Genomic DNA, 16,160 nt, shown 5'->3' with positions numbered 1-16,160 from the left:
TCCGCTATCAGACTCTGAGAGGACGGCGATGACACCCCTTTATGATCGCGACGGTTTCATCTGGCATAACGGTGAATGGCTGCCTTGGCGAGAGGCCACCACTCACCTGCTGACCCACACCCTGCACTATGGAATGGGCTGCTTCGAGGGCGTGCGTGCCTACGACGGCCCCAACGGCACGCACCTCTTCCGGGTTGCCGAACATACCCGGCGGCTTTGCGACAGCGCCCATTCCCTGGATATACCGTTATCTTTTTCCGCTGCGCAGCTGATTGAAGCGCAGCGGGAGTGCCTGGGCCGCAATGGGCTGACCAACGCCTACCTGAAGCCCACCGTTTATTTCGGCGCCGAAGGACTGGGGCTGCGTGCCAAGGGGCTGACCACCAATGTGATGGTGGCAGCCTGGGATCTGGGTGACTACGTCTCGGCGACGGCGTCTCGTGAAGGCCTGCGGGCGCTGACCTCATCCTGGGCGCGCCACCACGTCAACATCAGCCTGTGCCGGGCCAAGACCAACGGCCATTACGTCAACTCGATTCTGGCGCTTAACACCGCGGTGAAGGCGGGCTTCGACGAGACCCTGATGCTCGATCCGGAAGGCTATGTTGCCGAGGCCTCGGCGGCCAATGTCTTCCTGCTGCGCGATGGCGTGCTGCATACCCCCGAGGTGACCTCCTGTCTGCAGGGCATCACGCGTGACAGCGTGATCCGCCTGGCCCGCGAGGTACTGGGACTCGAGGTGCAGGAGCGGCGTATTACCCGCGATGAGCTCTACACGGCCGACGAGGCCTTTTTGACCGGCACGGCTGCCGAACTGCTGCCACTGCGTGAGCTCGATGGTCGGCGCATCGGGGCGGCCGGGCGCGAGATCGCTCCGGACTCGCTTACCGCTCGGCTTCAGGGCCTCTATCGTCGCGTCACCCGAGGTGATTTGGGCGATGATCTGGCTGCCTATCAGGAATGGCTCACGCCTGCCTGAGCACTGAAGTGAGCGCAGGTATGAAAGGGCATTGAGAAAAGCCATTGAGAAAGGTTCGTGAGCAAGGCCCTTGATGCGAAAGGCCCGAGAGTAAGGCCGGCGCCTTCAGCGGTGAAGACTGACCAGCCAATGGGTAATGCCAAGCGCGATGACCACGGCGGCGATGCCCAGAATTTCCATGGCCGTGACCTGGTCCAGGTCGAGGACGATGACCTTTCGCGCGATGGCCATCAGGGCAGTGGCGATGACCAGTTGAATCGGAATGATGTTAGTGCCGAGATAGAGCCGAATGTTGATGAAGATCTCGATGGCGATCAGCACCGCCATGAAGGCACCGAATGTCTGGAAAATATCGTTGATATCAAGCAGTAGGAACGGTGGTGCCATCAGGCGCTGATAGAGCACATAAAGCACATCGCCGATGCCCCAGATGATCACGAACACCATCAGCACTGCCAGCACACGCACGGCGATGCGGATGATCCTGTGCAGGGACTGGATCAGCGGGTCGCTGTGTTCCTCGGGCAATTCATTGTGCAGCAGCTTGCGTGGTTGCTCTTCCGCCATGACCGGGCTCTCCTATGGGCCTACCCAATACACAGTTAATACCCATCCGACGCGCACAAAAACGCCATGGAGTGAATTGGCTCCATGGCGGTATGCTGACCTCCCTGAACACCCTCCGGGTGTTTAGGCGTCCTGCCTGTCCTTTGAGCACTCCCTGTGCCGTCGCATCCGTGGCGTCTGGTCGACAGTGTCCCTTGTCTTTATGCCGCGGGGTGTCGTTTGCCCTCAACTCCCTGCTGACCTTAAGGTAGTGTATAGCGACATTTTGTGACAATTAAATAACAAAATAGTGACATTTAGACGGCGCCAATCCAGGCCGGAATCCACACGAACCGCCCCGTAACGCGCTCATTTCTGCTAGAATCGCCGCCTTTCGCGTCCTAACACATATCTTTCGGTGGAAAAAAGGCATGAATGCGGTAATTCTGGCGGTACTAGTCATGGTGGGCCTATCGCTGGCCCGGGTGTCGGTGGTCTTTGCGCTGGTGGTCGGCGCGCTGGTCGGTGGGCTGGCCGGCGGGCTGTCTCTCGAAAGCACGCTTGCAGCCTTCAACGATGGAGTAGGCGGCGGCGCCAAGGTGGCTTTGGCCTATGCCACCCTGGGCGCCTTCGCTGTGGCGATCTCTCGGTCTGGACTCCCTGATATGCTGGCGCAGAAGCTGATTCGGCTTCTGGGCCAGGACGCGACCCACCGCCGCCAGCGGGCAGTAAAGTACCTGCTGCTGGGCTCGTTGCTGCTGGTGGCGATCTCCTCCCAGAACCTGATTCCGGTCCACATTGCCTTCATCCCGATTCTGATTCCGCCGCTGCTCAAGGTCATGAACCAGCTGCGTCTGGACCGTCGCGCAGTGGCCTGCGCGCTGACCTTTGGTCTCACGGCGCCTTACATGCTGCTGCCGGTGGGCTTTGGGGCCATCTTCCTCAATGACATCCTGCTCGCCAATATCAACAGCGCCGGCGAGGCGCTGGGCCTCGAAGTCTCCCGCGGTATGGTGCCGTTGGCCATGGGCGTCCCGGTGGCCGGCATGGCGCTGGGCCTGGTGGTGGCCATCGCTTTCAGTTATCGCAAACCGCGCGACTACGCCGACAGCGAACTGGTCACCAGCAACCAGCCACACTATCCGGCCCATGACGGTGACGGCGCCCCGGCAGCACGCACCTCTGGTCTGGTGATGTCGGTGGTGGCCATTCTCGCGGCTCTGGGCATTCAGCTCTATAGCGGCTCGATGGTGCTGGGTGGCCTGGTCGGTTTCGCCTTGCTCTCGGTGGGTGGCATCTTCAAATGGCGCGAAGCGGATGATCTGTTCACCAGCGGCATGCGCATGATGGCGCTGATCGGCTTTATCATGATCTCTGCCTCGGGCTTTGCCGCGGTGATGGAAGCGACCGGTGAGGTCGACACGCTGGTGCAGAGCTCCTTTAACATGATCGGTGACAATCAGGGCCTGGCGGCGCTGCTGATGCTGCTCGTTGGGCTCTTCATCACCCTGGGGATTGGCTCGTCGTTCTCGACCATCCCGATCATTGCCACCATTTTCGTGCCGCTGTCCGTGCAGTTCGGCTTCTCCGACCTAGCCACCGTGGCGCTGGTGGGCACTGCTGCCGCGCTGGGTGATGCTGGTTCGCCGGCCTCTGACTCGACCCTCGGGCCGACGTCGGGGCTCAACGTCGATCGCCAGCACGATCATATCTGGGATAGCGTGGTGCCGACCTTCCTGCACTACAACATTCCGCTGATTGCCTTTGGGTGGCTGGCGGCCATGACGTTTTAGGCAAACAGAGTCAGTTCTCAGAGCACATTGCGATCGCAAAACGGCGCCCTTGGGGCGCCGTTTTTTGTATATAGCAAAGCGCTTGATAGGAAAGGCGCTGAATCGAGAAGTCGCTTAATAGGCAAAGCGCTTAATAGGGAAGCCGCTTTGATGGGAGCGTCATTGATAGAAAAAGCGCGTGAAAGGTTCTTGTGTACTGGAAGAGCGATCAAGCTTGCCTGTTGTCGGGTCAATGCTGCTTGGGCTCGAGGGCACTGAGCAGGCCGCGCAGCAGTGACAGTTCGCGTCGGGTCGGCTGGGCGCGGGCAAACAGCGCCTGAAGCTGTGCCTCGGTGCGGGCATGGGGCTGGGTCAGGAAGCCGCTGGCCTGCATGACGCGACCAAGGTGGGTGTGGAAGTGGTCGAGCTGCTCGCGGCTGGGCAGCTTCTCGCCAGTAGGCCGGGTAGGGTGATAGCCGCTGTCCGGCCGGCGCCGCCAGGTACGATTGACCTCATAGGCCAGCACCTGCACGGCCTGGGCGAGGTTGAGAATGCCATAGTCGGGATTGGCCGGGATGCTGACCTGGTGGGTGCAGTGGCCGATCTCGTCGTTGGTCAGCCCCGAGCGTTCGCGGCCGAAGACCAGCGCGACCGGTGCATCGACGGCATGCTCGGTGAGTTCTTTGGCCATATCGTCAGGCTCATCGAAATGCGGCAGCGGCAAGCTTCGTAGACGGGCGCTGGCGCCGACTACCTGAACGCAGTCGCTGACGGCTTCCTTGAGGCTTCCCACGACGCGAGCCGAGTCGACCAGGTCTTCCGCCCCGGCGGCGAGCCGGGTGGCCTCGGGGTCGGGAAAGCAGCGCGGGTTGACCAGCACCAGGTCGTCGAGCCCCATGGTCTTCATGGCGCGGGCGGCCTGGCCGATATTGCCGGGGTGGAAGGTCTGTACGAGGACGATTCGGACGTTGGAGAGCATTGCGGTTCTGGCGTTGGGAGAGTGGGGCGACTAGTTTACGCGACACGCTAGGCGGATGCCTGCCCTCACGGCTGATCGTGAGGTGGTGTTGTGGGGAAGGCGAGCCCGGCAGCAAGCAGGAAGGCAAAAAAAAGCCCCACCGGCATTGGCCGGTGGGGCTGATTTTTCAGGGCTCTTTCTTCAGGGCTCTTTCTTCAGGGTCCTGTCGTTAGGCCCTTTTCCAGGCTTTGACGTCAGGCCTTGCAGCGAGGCAAGGCCTGATCAGGGCCTGAGGAGGCTGGGCTGGCTTACATCATGCCGCCCATGCCACCCATTCCGCCCATGCCACCCATGTCGGGGGCACCGCCTTCTTTCTCTTCCGGATCATCGGCGATCATGCACTCGGTGGTGATCATGAGGCCAGCGATGGAACCGGCAGACTGCAGGGCGCTGCGGGTGACCTTGGCCGGGTCCAGCACGCCCATTTCGAACAGGTCGCCGAACTCGCCGGTCTGGGCGTTGTAGCCGAAGTTGCCTTCGCCTTCCTTGACGCGGTTCAGGATCACGGATGCTTCCTGACCGGCGTTGGTGACGATCTGACGCAGCGGCGCTTCCATGGCACGCAGAGCCAGCTTGATGCCGTGCGTCTGGTCTTCGTTGTCGCCCTGGAGTTCCTGCATCATGGTCAGCACGCGGACCAGAGCGGTACCACCACCCGGTACGACGCCTTCCTCGACGGCTGCGCGAGTGGAGTGCAGGGCATCTTCGACGCGAGCCTTCTTCTCCTTCATCTCCACTTCGGTAGCGGCACCGACGCGGATCACGGCAACACCGCCGGCCAGCTTGGCGACGCGCTCCTGGAGCTTCTCGCGATCGTAGTCGGAGGAGGTGTCCTCGATCTGAGCGCGGATCTGACCGACGCGCGCTTCGATGTCGGCTTCCTCACCAGAACCATCGATGATGGTGGTGTTTTCCTTGGACATGGTGATGCGCTTGGCGCTGCCCAGGTGATCCAGATTGGCCTGCTCGAGGGTCAGACCGACTTCTTCGGAGATCACAGTGCCGTTGGTCAGGATAGCGATATCCTGCAGCATGGCCTTGCGACGGTCGCCGAAGCCAGGCGCCTTGGCGGCTGCGACCTTGACGATACCGCGCATGGTGTTGACCACCAGGGTCGCCAGGGCTTCGCCCTCGATGTCTTCGGCGATGATCGCCAGCGGCTTGCCTGCCTTGGCGACGGCTTCCAGCACCGGCAGCAGCTCGCGGATGTTGGAGATCTTCTTGTCGACCAGCAGCAGGTACGGGTCTTCAAGCTCCACCGCCATGGTGTCTTGGTTGGTCACGAAGTACGGCGAGAGGTAGCCGCGATCGAACTGCATGCCTTCGACCACTTCCAGCTCGTCTTCCAGGCCGCGACCTTCATCGACGGTGATGACGCCTTCCTTGCCGACCTTCTGCATGGCATCAGCGATGATCTCACCGATGTTGGCGTCGCCGTTGGCGGAGATGGTGCCAACCTGGGCGATGGACTTCGGCTCGGTGCAGGGCACGGACAGTTCACGCACCTGCTTGACGGCTTCAGCCACGGCCTTGTCGATGCCGCGCTTCAGGTCCATCGGGTTCATGCCGGCGGTAACGCCCTTCATGCCTTCGGTGACGATGGCCTGCGCCAGCACGGTAGCGGTGGTGGTACCGTCGCCAGCGACGTCAGAGGTCTTGGAAGCGACTTCCTTGACCATCTGTGCGCCCATGTTCTCGAACCTGTCCTTCAGTTCGATTTCCTTGGCGACGGAAACGCCGTCCTTGGTGACGGTCGGTGCGCCGAAAGACTTCTCGAGCACGACGTTACGGCCTTTCGGGCCCAGCGTCGCCTTGACGGCGTTGGCGAGAATGTCAACGCCACGAGACATTTTCTTGCGGGCGTCGTCGGAGAACTTAACCTGTTTCGCTGCCATTGTTGGATCTTCCTACTTGATGTTCGTGAAACTTGAGCAAGTATGTACGAGCAAGTGTCTGTGAGCTGAAATCAGCCTTCGACCACGGCGAGGATGTCGCTCTCGCTCATGATCAGGACTTCTTCGCCGTCGATCTTCTCTTTCTCGACGCCGAAGCCGTCCTTGAAGATGACGGTATTGCCGACCTTGACGTCCAGCGCGCGGACTTCGCCACTGTCGAGAATCCGGCCGTTACCAACGGCGAGGATCTCACCACGCGTCGGCTTTTCCTGGGCGCTGCCCGGAAGCACGATACCGCCAGCAGTTTTCTGTTCTTCTTCCACGCGACGGACGATGACGCGATCGTGCAAGGGACGGATGTTCATTGCTCACGTTCTCCTGAAGTTTAGCGGTGCCAGGGATGCCCCTGGCGGGTCCATATCACCCTCGAAACCGAGGTTTCGAAGCGAAGGCTTGCGCCTTCTGTGTCGATGGCAACCGGGCCTGGACTCGGTCGCCGAAACGGGGTGCTGAGCTTACTTCTCAGCACTACGCCATGAGTGGGGGCTGGCAAAGGCCTTTCAAGGGCTCACGAGCAAAAATTTTAGGTTTGCGTTCAGCGACGTGGCTCATCCCGGGAGATGAAATCCCCTTCCAGAGGTGCTTGGTCGCTTGCATAAGACGATGCACCTTCTTCATGGCGCTCTTCACGCTTGGCGCCGCTGGCCTCTTCCCAGCCGTCGGGAGGCACGCCCCGAGCACCGGCGCTGGTGGTGCCGCCCAGAATTTGGCCCTTGATGCCTATACGGGCCAGCAACTTGCCAAGCAGGCGACGTGCATCGGGTATCAGACACATCAGGCCCAGGCCATCAGACAGGAAACCCGGGGCCATCAGCAGGGCGCCGCCGAAGATAAGGGCCGCGCCGGTCATTAGCTCACTCGAGGGTATCTCGCCCTGAGCAAAGCGCTGCTGGGCTCTCGCCAGCGTGGCGGTGCCTTCACGGCGGATTAGATGCAGGCCGATGAAGCCAGTGGCGAGGACCAGCAGCAGGGTGGTCAACAGGCCGATTTCGCTGCCGATAGAGAACAAGATGACGAAATCGAGCAAGGCAAAAAGACTGAAAAACAAGAGCAGGGGCATGATGACTCCATGTTCGGTGACAGACGGATAATGGCGGCGGGATTGGCTTTTTCAAGGCATGTTGGGCTATCGGGCCTGTGTTCTGCTGTTTTGAGCGGCGTTGGCGGGTAGGTTGAGTGTGGTGATTGAGTTGAGCGTAAAGAGGCGAGACATGCTAGATTGATAAATGCTGCACTGCACAATGTGCTTACATCACCTTGAATCACCCAAAATCTTGGATTATGTAAGATTTAAGCAACGAAGGTTTAATTAATCATAATTGAATTAGTTAAAGTTAAATTAAGAAAGCTTTTATTATGCAAGCTTTGATTACGCAAGGGGAGTCGACATGCAGATGAAAGGAGCGGTGATTGCCATTACCGGCGGTGCGCGTGGTTTGGGGCTGGCCATGGCGCGGCATCTGGGCCAGCAGGGCGCTCGCCTGGCACTTCTGGATCTGGAGCGTGACACCCTGGATCAGGCCGTCAATGCCCTTCTGGATCAAGGCATAGAGGCTCGGGCCTATGAGCTCGACGTCGCGGATCAAGCCTCGGTCAGTGAAACCTTTGCGGCTATTGTCGCCGATATGGGGCCGCTCAAGGGGCTGGTCAACAATGCCGGCATCACTCGGGACGGGCTGCTGGTCAAGGTCAAGGACGGCAAGGTCGAGAAGGGGCTGAGTCTCAAGCAGTGGCAGCAAGTCATCGACGTCAACCTGACCGGGGTCTTCCTCTGCGGTCAGGAAGCGGCCTACCGGATGGTAGAAGCCGGCGAAGGCGGGGTGATCGTCAATATCTCCAGCATCTCGCGGGCCGGCAACATGGGGCAGAGTAACTATTCTGCGGCCAAGGCGGGTGTCGCATCACTGACCGTGACCTGGGCCAAGGAGCTGGCACGCAACGGCATCCGGGTCGGGGCGGTGGCGCCGGGCTTCATCGAGACCGAGATGACGGCATCGATCCGTCCGGACGTTCTGGAGAAGATCACCAAGGGCATCCCGCTGGGGAAGCTGGGGCAGCCGGAAGACATTGCTCAGAGTGTCGCCTATATCTTTGATAACGACTATTTCAGCGGACGGGTCATCGAGTGTGATGGCGGCCTGCGCGTCTAGCGCCACGCCTGCGCTAACTCAGCCAAAACGCCGGGCATTTGCCCGGCGTTTTGCATGCTGCTGATATGGCGTTGTTACAAGCCTAGAAGTTTAACCGGTTGCGCATGCCGTCGACGGTGGCCTCACCGATGCCGTTGACGCGCATCAGGTCCTCGGCACTGCTGTAGTCGCCATTGGCTTCACGGTCGGCGACGATGTCGGCAGCTCGCGAGGTGCCGATACCCGGCAGGGTCTCGAGCTGTTCGGCGCTGGCGGTATTGATGTTGATCGCGGGCTGTTGCGCGGTCGACGTTTCCTGCGCAAGGGCCGGCATAGCGGCTAGGAGCAGGCACGACAGGGCGATGATCTGGCTGAGACGTTGCATGGGCGAATTCTCCGCTAACGGTGATAATCGACACTCCATGTGTCCTGATTCAGCCTAGTCATCACGCTGCATGCTGTGTGTCAGCGATTGCCGACCCTTTTGGTAAGAAAAATCTGATATTGCAGTGCACGGAGTTGCCAGGGCCTGGGGATTGGCAGCGTTGGAGCCTGTCGTCATCGGAGCCGTGTGCGGTAAGGGTCCTGAAGTCCGCGTCTGCCTGATATACTGCGCGCGAATTCTTCCCGCCTGGAGTGCGCTGTCCGATGTCACCTGCGTCCCCGCTGATCATTGCCCTCGATTACCCCTCTCTGGATGCTGCTCTGTGCATGGCCGATCAGCTCGACCCGTCGCGTTGCCGAGTCAAGGTCGGCAAGGAACTCTACACCCGCAGCGGACCTGATGTGCTCGAAGCCCTGCACGGCCGTGGTTTCGAGGTGTTTCTTGATCTCAAATTCCATGACATTCCCAATACCGTTGCCGGTGCCGTACAGGCTGCGGCGGAGCAGGGCGTGTGGATGGTCAATGTCCATGCCAGCGGCGGGCGCCGCATGATGGAGGCGGCCAGGGAGCGGCTGGACAGCCAGGCGCTGTCGACACAGTTGATCGCGGTGACCGTGCTGACCAGCATGAGTGCAGAGGACCTGGCCGAGGTGGGCGTGACGGTGTCAACGGCCGAGCAGGTAGCCAGGCTGGCGGGTCTGGCCAAGCAAAGCGGCATGGACGGCGTGGTGTGCTCGGCGCAGGAAGCCACCGCGCTGCGCGATCTGTGTGGAGAGGATTTCCTTAAGGTCACGCCGGGCATTCGTCCGGCGTCGGCGGGGGCCGATGACCAGCGCCGGGTGCTGACCCCCAGCGATGCCATGGCGGCTGGTAGCACCCATCTGGTCGTAGGTCGTCCGGTGACGCAGGCAGCGGACCCCATGGCGGCCCTGGCGGCCATCGAGAGCGAGCTCGCGGGCTAGCGGTTAGTCGCCCTTGCGGCCTGTCATCGGCCGGGTGGTGCCCCATTGCCGGCAGCTGGGGCACTGCCAATGCAATTCGGTTCCCGAAAAACCGCACTGCCCGCAGCGAAAGCGGGGGCGGGCGTCGAGCAGGGCGCGAGAGTGGTGGTTGAGAGGGCCGAGAAAGCGTTGTTCCTCGGCGGTCGCATCCTGCTGATAGAGATGAAGCAGGTAATCAAGCCCGCGCAGACTGGGTGCGCGCTCCATTTGGGCCTGGATCAGCTCTGCCGCTTCTTGGTGGCCGGCTCGCCGCTGAACGCATTCGGCTAGCATGATGACCGTTGAGGTCATCGGCACCTTCTCGTTCAACTTCTGAAGTGCCTTCTCGAGGCCTTCTTCATCATTCAGGAGCCGGTACGCATCCCGCAGCGGCTCGAGAATCAGCGCGGCAAAGCTCGCGTCCTGGTCGGGAATTCGCTTCAACAGCTTGAGTTCGGCCTTGTAGTGGCCGGTGTCATGTTCCATGCGAGCCAGCAGCAGCGTGGCCCTGACACAGTGGCCGTCGATATTGAGCGCCTGACGAAGCTTCTTTCTAGCAAGCGATGGGCTGGCTGACTCGAGGTCTCGTTCGGCAAGCTCGCAGAGCCAGTGAGCGGCCGCCCGCTGGATATTGTCATACTGGCGAATCAGGCCTGGCTGAGCGACATCGAGGGCCGCCTGCCACTCTTTCTCGCGCTCCAGCAGGTCGACCAGCAGCAGCTTGGCCTGCTGGCGCTGGCTTTCATCGCCGCCGTCGTGGATCAGGTTTTCGAGGAGTTTCTCGGCGCGATCGAGTAGGCCCAGGTTGAGGAAGTCTCGGGATAGCTCGATTTGCACCAGGCTGCCTTGCGCGGGCGTGAGCGCGGGGCGAGCCAGCAGGTTCTGGTGAATCTTGACCGCACGATCGGTCTCTCCCCGCGAGCGGAAGAGGTTGCCGAGGGCAATGTGGGTCTCGATGGTATCGCTATTGACTTCGAGAGCGGCGACGAAGGTCTCAATGGCACGATCAGGCTGTTCGTTGAGCAGATAATTGAGCCCCACGAAATAATCCCGGGACAGCGTGTGCTGTCCCGGTTGATCGGCAGTGCCCTGATGGTCGCGTCGGCCCAGCCACCAGCCAATGGCGACTGCTGCCAACAACAGGGCCAGCAGCAGGAGGTCATGCATTTAGGCGACTTCCTTGAGCTCCTGAATCCGCAGGCGGTCGAGTTCCTTGCGCTGCTGCTGATTGTGTCGCTGGGCCCGGGTCAGCAGGGCACGAAGCCGCATATAGACGCCGGTCATGGCAAGCATCCCCAGCAAGACGCCAGCGGTCAGTGATCCCAGCAGCCACAGTGACAAGGAAGCGGGCGGGAGCTCTGTCCAGATCAGGTTGAGAGGCACGGTCTGCTGGTTGTTGACGGCAAACAGGATGCCGACCAGCAACACCAGTAGCAGAATGATCCCCAGAAAAACGCCTTTTAGCCAACGCATGATAGTGTCCTTTGTGAAGCCAACAAGGGGCGGATGGGCAAGCCGCTATTCTAGTAGCCCAGCGCTCTGCTGGCATTGACCTGTTCGCGAAGTTCCTTGCCCGGCTTGAAGTGAGGCACGAATTTGCCCTCGAGTTCGACCGGATCGCCGGTCTTGGGGTTGCGCCCGGTTCGGGGTTCGCGATAGTGCAACGAGAAGCTGCCGAAGCCGCGGATCTCCACGCGGCCGCCATCTGCCAGGGCATCGGTGACGTCGTCGAGAATGATGCGGACAGCAGCTTCCACATCCTTGACTGACAGCTCGGGCTGTCGCATGGCTATCTGTTCGATCAACTCGGATTTGGTCATCGACTTACTCCGTGCAGTGGTGCCAGCAGATTGGCAACATCTCGGCGCTATTGTTTGATTCAGCATACTGTGCAAACCGAGATAAAACAACGAACTAGCAAGAGTCTTCCATTGCGAGGCTGGATGCGGTTCCTGACCCCATGGCGCCCGGCGTCGCCAAGCGTATACTGTGTGCACATTCCGTAAGAGTTTCGAGGCTGACCTTGAACGAACAGCAAACCGTCGATGAGATCGATCGCAAGCGGCTCTACTGGCACTCCCGTCGTGGTATGTGGGAGCTCGACCTGCTGTTGATCCCCTTCCTTGAGCACCGCTTCGATGCCCTGGATGATGCCGACAAGCAAACCTATCGCGATTTGATTGCCGAAGAAGATCAGGACCTTTTCGTGTGGCTGATGCGCCGCGAGTGGCCTGTGGATTCGCAGCGTCGCCGCGTGGTGCAGATGATTGTGGATTATGCCGAAACCACCGGTAACGATCAGTATCGTACCCTCTAGACTGGCCGTTGCGCTCCATCTGGGCATGGCCCTGGGAGCCTTGATGGTGAGTATGGTCTATGCGCCGCCGTGGCTGTCCGCTGCGGCGGCGTTGTGTCTGGGGATAGTGCTGTGGGGCTATGTCCGCCGGCGGCGAGGAGGCTGGCAGCTACGCTTCGTGGATCAGGACGCAACCGGGGGAGAGGGGCCGCTAGGGGCAGAGTGGAGCGATAGCGGAGAGTGGCAGGTGCAGCCCGCCGGTGAGGCTGGCTGGACACGCTGCTCTGTGGGCTGTGGTTATCTCGGCCCCTGGTTGGTGGGGCTCACGCTGGCCCATGAGTCGCATTGGCTGTGGCCGGACAGTCTGAGCAAAGAAGATGGCCGCGCCCTGCGCAGGTTGCTGGTGGCGGGGAAGGCCGACATCTAACGCTCTCTGGGCCGCGTTCAACTCTCATCGGGTCTACACCTCAGCCCTACTCTCAACCCATCGGCATTAGCCACTTGCCGCTCGCGCCCGTCCTCTAGCCTTTTGGCTCTCGCGTGTCGATGCGTTTCTTGTTGAGAGCCTTCCTGCATGACGCGCCCTTTGCTGCTTTCCACCTGGCGCGATCCACCTGGCGCGATCCACCTGGCGCGATGCTATCTGATGCCTAGTTCCGCCATTGGGCGGGCAACTGAACGCTCGACGCAAGCGCTTTGCCTGGTGCTTGGTGGGAATGGTCGCGGTTAAAGTGCAGGCCGCGAGACTCCTCTCGCCCTTGGGCCGCCTGAACGGTCATGCCCGCCAGGCGTACTGCATGCCATAGGCTCGCCAGGTGGAGGGCCGGTGCATGGGTCTGACACAGTTCGCGGCTTTCCGTGATGAGCCCGGCGATATCGTTTTCGGCATGGCCAAGTCCGGCATCGTCTCGCACGATGCCCACGCGTCGGCTCATGATCGCCCTCAGTCGCTGGAATAACCTATCGATATGCTGCCGAGGAGCCTCTGTGCGGTTGTCGGCAGGCACATCGAGTTCGGGCTGTCGTGACAGAGAAGCATGTTCTGAAGGCTCTGGCGACGTGGCTTTGAGAGACTCGGCGGCGGCTCGCGCGAATACCAGGCACTCCAGCAGGGAGTTGCTGGCCATGCGGTTGGCGCCGTGCAGGCCGGTGCAGGCCACCTCGCCGATGGCGAATAATCCCTCTACCCCGGTGCGGCCGTCGAGGTCGGTGGCCACGCCGCCACAGCTATAGTGGGCGGCGGGCACCACCGGAATCGGCTGTCGGGTGATGTCGATCCCGCGGCCCAGGCAGTGGGCATGAATGGTCGGGAAGTGTGCCTGGAGGGCGGTCGCCGGCAGGTGGCTGATGTCCAGCAGTACATGACTGGCACCGGTTTCCTGCATTTGGGCGTCGATGGCGCGAGCCACGATATCCCGAGGCGCCAGCTCGGCTCGCGAGTCAATGTCGGGCATGAAGCGATGGCCGTCGAGCGTGGTCAGAATGCCGCCCTCGCCGCGCACTGCCTCGCTGATCAGGAAAGGAGTGCCCTCGGGGTCGTATAGGCAGGTGGGGTGAAACTGCTGGAACTCAAGGTTCATCAGCCTGGCCCCTAGCTCGGCGGCCATCGCCATGCCCTCGCCGCAGGCCGGTAGTGGGCTGGTGGTGTGGCGCCAGAGCCCGCTGGCACCGCCGGTGGCGAGTACCGTCTCGGCGGCTGTAATGTCTTCGATGCTGCCTTGTCGATCGAGGCAACGGGCGCCGCGGCAGGCACCGCTCGCATCTTGCAGCAGGCTGATGGCGCCGAGGTCGTCGCGCAGCGTGATAGCAGGATGACGGCGGGCATGCTCGAGCAGGGTCTCGATCAGCGCTTGGCCGGTCGCATCGGCGGCATGGATGATGCGCCGCGCCCCGTGGCCGCCCTCCCGGGTCAGGTGGTAGGGGTAGGGTGCGTCTTCCCGGGCATCCAGCGTGAAAGGGACTCCCAGCGACAGCAACCATTCGATGGCACCGCGGCCATGCTCGACGGTAAAGCGTACCGCCTTCTCGTCACACAGGCCGTCGCCGGCAATCAGGGTGTCCTGGACATGGTCTTCGACGTTGTCCTGAGGTGATAGCACGGCGGCGATCCCTCCTTGGGCCCAGCGGCTGGCGCCGTGATCGTCGCTGGCTGGACGCAGCAGAGTAACCGGTCGACTGTCAGCCAGCTCGAGTGCCAAGGCTAGGCCGGCCGCGCCGCCGCCGAGAATCAGAACGTCTTGCGGGTGCGAAGCGCGCGTCATGAGGCGGGTCCTTGCGGGTTGCTGTCGTCGGGTAAGGTCGTGTGCGTGGTCAGCACGTGATGCTTGGCCCGCTTGCGCAGTCGCTGGCTGGGCAAGCGCCTCAGTTCGCTGAGGGTGTCGACCAGTTCCTGGGTGAGGCGGGCCAGCTCCCGGTTGAGCCATAGGTAGCCGGCCGGGCTGAACAGTGCTCGGCCGCTGGTCGCCGTGGCCTGGCGGGCATTGGTTGCGTAGCGCTCCAGATCGAAGGGGGCCAGCTCGACGTCGATAGGCTGGCCGGTACGCACCTGGAAGGCCAGGGTGCCCAGGTCGCGAGCCAGGCGATGCTGCTGATCACGCAGTCCCTCCATGGCAGCGATATGATCATGGCCGTCACGGGTCGTCCAGTGGGTTTCGAGCAGCAGCTCGATGGTCGAAAGCATCCGCCGCTCGAGAGAGATGATGGTGTCGAGTTCTTCGCGCCTCAGGCGGCGTTCGCGGTGAATCGCATCGACAAGGCCTCGCTGCTTGATGACGAGGCTGCTCGACGACTTCAACAGCGGTTGAGTATCGAGGTCCGGAGAACCGGTAGAGCTGGTGTGGGCATGGTACAGCCGGGCCAGCTTGTCGAGGGTCTCGGCCATCAGGAAGCGCTGCACGTCGGTGGCCTTCTGCGGCATGGCAAAGGCGGTAACCAGGATGCCGATCAGGGTGCCGACGAGCACGTTGAACGACCGCCATAGAGCCGTACCCAGCTCCTGCGTGCCATCGCCGACCACCAGTAACAGGCTGATGGCGAACATCAGGCCGCTGTAGCCGTAACGGCCCTTGAACGTCACGTAGGTAGCGGCGGCAATGCCGGCCAGCGTCCAGATCGGTACCACCAAAGGTGGCGGGTTGGGCGCTAGTGTAATGAGAATGCCCCAGGCGGCGCCCAGGACGGTGCCGATCAGTCGCTGGCGGCCTTTATCGAGCACGCCGCCGATATGGGGCAGGTTGCCCATCACCATCACAGTGCTGACCAGCGCCCAGCTGGCGTGGGGAACCTTGAAGATATCGATGAAAGCGAAAGTGATCGTCAGCGCCAGGGTGACCCGCATCACGTGCAGCAGGTGGCGATTGCGGTAGTTGATATAGGGGTCGCGCAGGCGAGGAAGGGGCATGTCGATGTACTTGCTAATGTGGCCGGTTCGGCAGCGAAAGAGCGGCGGTGGGCGTTGGGGGAAGCGCCAGAATCGCAGTATGCGCCGCCCGCTGCTAGAAGGTGCTTAGGGTATCATGCACCCTGGCGGCATGGCAGACGCTATCCTCAAGGGTAGTTGCAAGGACGGTCTTAAGGACTGTGTCACGGTCTGTCCCGCAAACTAGCCGATGGTCACGAAGCAAGGCGGAGATGAAAGCGTCAGGGACTTTCCTGATGCGCGCTCACATACAAGGGGTCGGCAAAAAAGACATGCAAAACGAGCACGCACAATGTTGTGAGTGATCAGGAATAAAAACAGGGGGAGGGGCTCAATAACCTGGTGCCCGGAGCCGGGCTCGAACCGGCACGGTGTTACCACCGAGAGATTTTAAGTCTCTTGCGTCTACCAATTTCGCCATCCGGGCGGGAGGTTCGAGCGGGGCAAAACAGAAATGGAGGCTGGAGTCGGAATCGAACCGGCGTACACGGAGTTGCAGTCCGCTGCATAACCACTCTGCCATCCAGCCTCACTGAGTCAGTCAACCATCGCGATGATGGAGCGGGAAACGAGATTCGAACTCGCGACCCTCGCCTTGGCAAGGCGATGCTCTACCACTGAGCTATTCCCGCCTGACTCGAGGACGAATTATACGCATAAGTGCGTAAGTGTCAAGCGCTTA

The 16,160-nt window shown here is 61.4% G+C and carries 17 protein-coding genes and 3 tRNA genes; 6 read left to right on the top strand and 14 right to left on the bottom strand.

Going from position 1 to position 16,160, the window contains the following annotated elements; genetic code table 11:
* Positions 1-28 precede the first annotated feature (28 nt).
* Positions 29-979, top strand: coding sequence for a branched-chain amino acid transaminase (locus Q2K57_RS00415; RefSeq protein WP_112054887.1), 951 nt, complete (start codon positions 29-31; stop codon positions 977-979).
* 105 nt (positions 980-1,084) lie between these two features.
* Here the strand turns inward: Q2K57_RS00415 and Q2K57_RS00410 are convergent, their stop codons facing one another.
* Positions 1,085-1,546, bottom strand: a complete 462-nt coding sequence (locus tag Q2K57_RS00410; protein WP_181463067.1) for a phosphate-starvation-inducible PsiE family protein — start codon at positions 1,544-1,546, stop codon at positions 1,085-1,087.
* 410 nt (positions 1,547-1,956) lie between these two features.
* Here Q2K57_RS00410 and Q2K57_RS00405 point away from each other — a divergent pair, with 410 nt between their 5' ends.
* The gene (locus Q2K57_RS00405; RefSeq protein ID WP_112054886.1) at positions 1,957-3,318 is read left to right on the top strand and encodes a Na+/H+ antiporter family protein; all 1,362 of its coding nucleotides are present in this window, start codon (positions 1,957-1,959) and stop codon (positions 3,316-3,318) included.
* A gap of 229 nt (positions 3,319-3,547) precedes the next feature.
* Here the strand turns inward: Q2K57_RS00405 and Q2K57_RS00400 are convergent, their stop codons facing one another.
* The 4 genes from Q2K57_RS00400 to Q2K57_RS00385 form a co-directional block, all read right to left on the bottom strand.
* A complete protein-coding gene (locus tag Q2K57_RS00400) occupies positions 3,548-4,276 on the bottom strand; it encodes an RNA methyltransferase (RefSeq protein ID WP_304525874.1) in 729 nt (242 codons plus the stop codon).
* A 287-nt stretch (positions 4,277-4,563) separates the two neighbouring features.
* Positions 4,564-6,210, bottom strand: a complete 1,647-nt coding sequence (groL, locus tag Q2K57_RS00395; RefSeq protein WP_112054884.1) for a chaperonin GroEL — start codon at positions 6,208-6,210, stop codon at positions 4,564-4,566.
* A 71-nt stretch (positions 6,211-6,281) separates the two neighbouring features.
* Positions 6,282-6,575 carry a co-chaperone GroES gene (locus Q2K57_RS00390; RefSeq protein WP_112054883.1) on the bottom strand — a complete coding sequence of 98 codons (294 nt, stop codon included), beginning with the start codon at positions 6,573-6,575 and terminating at the stop codon, positions 6,282-6,284.
* Positions 6,576-6,805: 230 nt separating this feature from the next.
* Entirely contained in the window at positions 6,806-7,330 is a 525-nt protein-coding gene (locus Q2K57_RS00385; RefSeq protein WP_112054882.1) for an FxsA family protein, read from the bottom strand.
* Positions 7,331-7,658: 328 nt separating this feature from the next.
* On the opposite strand from Q2K57_RS00385, the gene Q2K57_RS00380 reads away from it, so the two are divergent.
* The gene (locus tag Q2K57_RS00380; protein WP_112054881.1) at positions 7,659-8,420 is read left to right on the top strand and encodes an SDR family oxidoreductase; all 762 of its coding nucleotides are present in this window, start codon (positions 7,659-7,661) and stop codon (positions 8,418-8,420) included.
* An 82-nt stretch (positions 8,421-8,502) separates the two neighbouring features.
* On the opposite strand, the gene Q2K57_RS00375 is transcribed toward Q2K57_RS00380, so the two are convergent.
* Positions 8,503-8,784: a ComEA family DNA-binding protein gene (locus Q2K57_RS00375; protein WP_304525873.1), complete on the bottom strand. Its 282-nt coding sequence runs from the start codon at positions 8,782-8,784 to the stop codon at positions 8,503-8,505.
* 263 nt (positions 8,785-9,047) lie between these two features.
* On the opposite strand from Q2K57_RS00375, the gene pyrF reads away from it, so the two are divergent.
* Positions 9,048-9,746: an orotidine-5'-phosphate decarboxylase gene (pyrF, locus tag Q2K57_RS00370; protein WP_112054879.1), complete on the top strand. Its 699-nt coding sequence runs from the start codon at positions 9,048-9,050 to the stop codon at positions 9,744-9,746.
* A gap of 3 nt (positions 9,747-9,749) precedes the next feature.
* Here the strand turns inward: pyrF and lapB are convergent, their stop codons facing one another.
* From lapB to Q2K57_RS00355, 3 genes are read right to left on the bottom strand one after another with little or no spacing between them, the layout of a single operon-like run.
* On the bottom strand, positions 9,750-10,931 hold the full coding sequence (gene lapB / locus Q2K57_RS00365; protein ID WP_304525872.1) for a lipopolysaccharide assembly protein LapB: 1,182 nt from the start codon (positions 10,929-10,931) through the stop codon (positions 9,750-9,752).
* Positions 10,932-11,237, bottom strand: coding sequence for a lipopolysaccharide assembly protein LapA domain-containing protein (locus Q2K57_RS00360; protein WP_112054877.1), 306 nt, complete (start codon positions 11,235-11,237; stop codon positions 10,932-10,934).
* Between the two features lie 50 nt (positions 11,238-11,287).
* Positions 11,288-11,584 (bottom strand): integration host factor subunit beta, encoded by a 297-nt coding sequence (locus Q2K57_RS00355; protein WP_112054876.1) that lies wholly within the window; start codon positions 11,582-11,584, stop codon positions 11,288-11,290.
* Positions 11,585-11,787: 203 nt separating this feature from the next.
* Here Q2K57_RS00355 and Q2K57_RS00350 point away from each other — a divergent pair, with 203 nt between their 5' ends.
* Together Q2K57_RS00350 and Q2K57_RS00345 are read left to right on the top strand one after the other, a co-directional pair.
* On the top strand, positions 11,788-12,081 hold the full coding sequence (locus Q2K57_RS00350; protein WP_258396180.1) for a succinate dehydrogenase assembly factor 2: 294 nt from the start codon (positions 11,788-11,790) through the stop codon (positions 12,079-12,081).
* Complete coding sequence (locus Q2K57_RS00345; protein ID WP_369700279.1) at positions 12,041-12,487, top strand: protein YgfX; 447 nt, start codon at positions 12,041-12,043, stop codon at positions 12,485-12,487. The genes Q2K57_RS00350 and Q2K57_RS00345 overlap by 41 nt, the downstream gene beginning before the upstream one ends.
* 223 nt (positions 12,488-12,710) lie before the next feature.
* On the opposite strand, the gene nadB is transcribed toward Q2K57_RS00345, so the two are convergent.
* From nadB to Q2K57_RS00320, 5 genes are all read right to left on the bottom strand, one after another.
* The gene (nadB, locus tag Q2K57_RS00340; protein WP_304525870.1) at positions 12,711-14,321 is read right to left on the bottom strand and encodes an L-aspartate oxidase; all 1,611 of its coding nucleotides are present in this window, start codon (positions 14,319-14,321) and stop codon (positions 12,711-12,713) included.
* Entirely contained in the window at positions 14,318-15,460 is a 1,143-nt protein-coding gene (locus Q2K57_RS00335; protein ID WP_304525869.1) for an FUSC family protein, read from the bottom strand. Before Q2K57_RS00335 ends, nadB begins: the two co-directional genes overlap by 4 nt.
* A gap of 358 nt (positions 15,461-15,818) precedes the next feature.
* Positions 15,819-15,905: transfer RNA gene (locus Q2K57_RS00330), tRNA-Leu, on the bottom strand.
* Between the two features lie 28 nt (positions 15,906-15,933).
* Positions 15,934-16,007 (bottom strand) — tRNA-Cys (locus Q2K57_RS00325).
* Between the two features lie 28 nt (positions 16,008-16,035).
* Positions 16,036-16,110 (bottom strand) — tRNA-Gly (locus tag Q2K57_RS00320).
* Between the last annotated feature and the right edge of the window lie 50 nt (positions 16,111-16,160).

This window comes from Halomonas sp. I5-271120 (genome assembly GCF_030553075.1).
Taxonomy (GTDB): Bacteria; Pseudomonadota; Gammaproteobacteria; order Pseudomonadales; family Halomonadaceae; genus Onishia; species Onishia taeanensis_A.
The sequence above is the reverse complement of the archived record's forward strand: the minus strand, read 5'-3'. Positions and strand labels throughout refer to the sequence as shown.

Bases quoted from the DNA above. Each gene is read 5' to 3' on its own strand.
- Q2K57_RS00415 (WP_112054887.1), top strand. From the start codon at position 29: ATGACACCCCTTTATGATCGCGACGGTTTCATCTGGCATAACGGTGAA.
- Q2K57_RS00410 (WP_181463067.1), bottom strand. From the start codon at position 1,546: ATGGCGGAAGAGCAACCACGCAAGCTGCTGCACAATGAATTGCCCGAG.
- Q2K57_RS00405 (WP_112054886.1), top strand. From the start codon at position 1,957: ATGAATGCGGTAATTCTGGCGGTACTAGTCATGGTGGGCCTATCGCTG.
- Q2K57_RS00400 (WP_304525874.1), bottom strand. From the start codon at position 4,276: ATGCTCTCCAACGTCCGAATCGTCCTCGTACAGACCTTCCACCCCGGC.
- groL (WP_112054884.1), bottom strand. From the start codon at position 6,210: ATGGCAGCGAAACAGGTTAAGTTCTCCGACGACGCCCGCAAGAAAATG.
- Q2K57_RS00390 (WP_112054883.1), bottom strand. From the start codon at position 6,575: ATGAACATCCGTCCCTTGCACGATCGCGTCATCGTCCGTCGCGTGGAA.
- Q2K57_RS00385 (WP_112054882.1), bottom strand. From the start codon at position 7,330: ATGCCCCTGCTCTTGTTTTTCAGTCTTTTTGCCTTGCTCGATTTCGTC.
- Q2K57_RS00380 (WP_112054881.1), top strand. From the start codon at position 7,659: ATGCAGATGAAAGGAGCGGTGATTGCCATTACCGGCGGTGCGCGTGGT.
- Q2K57_RS00375 (WP_304525873.1), bottom strand. From the start codon at position 8,784: ATGCAACGTCTCAGCCAGATCATCGCCCTGTCGTGCCTGCTCCTAGCC.
- pyrF (WP_112054879.1), top strand. From the start codon at position 9,048: ATGTCACCTGCGTCCCCGCTGATCATTGCCCTCGATTACCCCTCTCTG.
- lapB (WP_304525872.1), bottom strand. From the start codon at position 10,931: ATGCATGACCTCCTGCTGCTGGCCCTGTTGTTGGCAGCAGTCGCCATT.
- Q2K57_RS00360 (WP_112054877.1), bottom strand. From the start codon at position 11,237: ATGCGTTGGCTAAAAGGCGTTTTTCTGGGGATCATTCTGCTACTGGTG.
- Q2K57_RS00355 (WP_112054876.1), bottom strand. From the start codon at position 11,584: ATGACCAAATCCGAGTTGATCGAACAGATAGCCATGCGACAGCCCGAG.
- Q2K57_RS00345 (WP_369700279.1), top strand. From the start codon at position 12,041: ATGCCGAAACCACCGGTAACGATCAGTATCGTACCCTCTAGACTGGCC.
- nadB (WP_304525870.1), bottom strand. From the start codon at position 14,321: ATGACGCGCGCTTCGCACCCGCAAGACGTTCTGATTCTCGGCGGCGGC.
- Q2K57_RS00335 (WP_304525869.1), bottom strand. From the start codon at position 15,460: ATGCCCCTTCCTCGCCTGCGCGACCCCTATATCAACTACCGCAATCGC.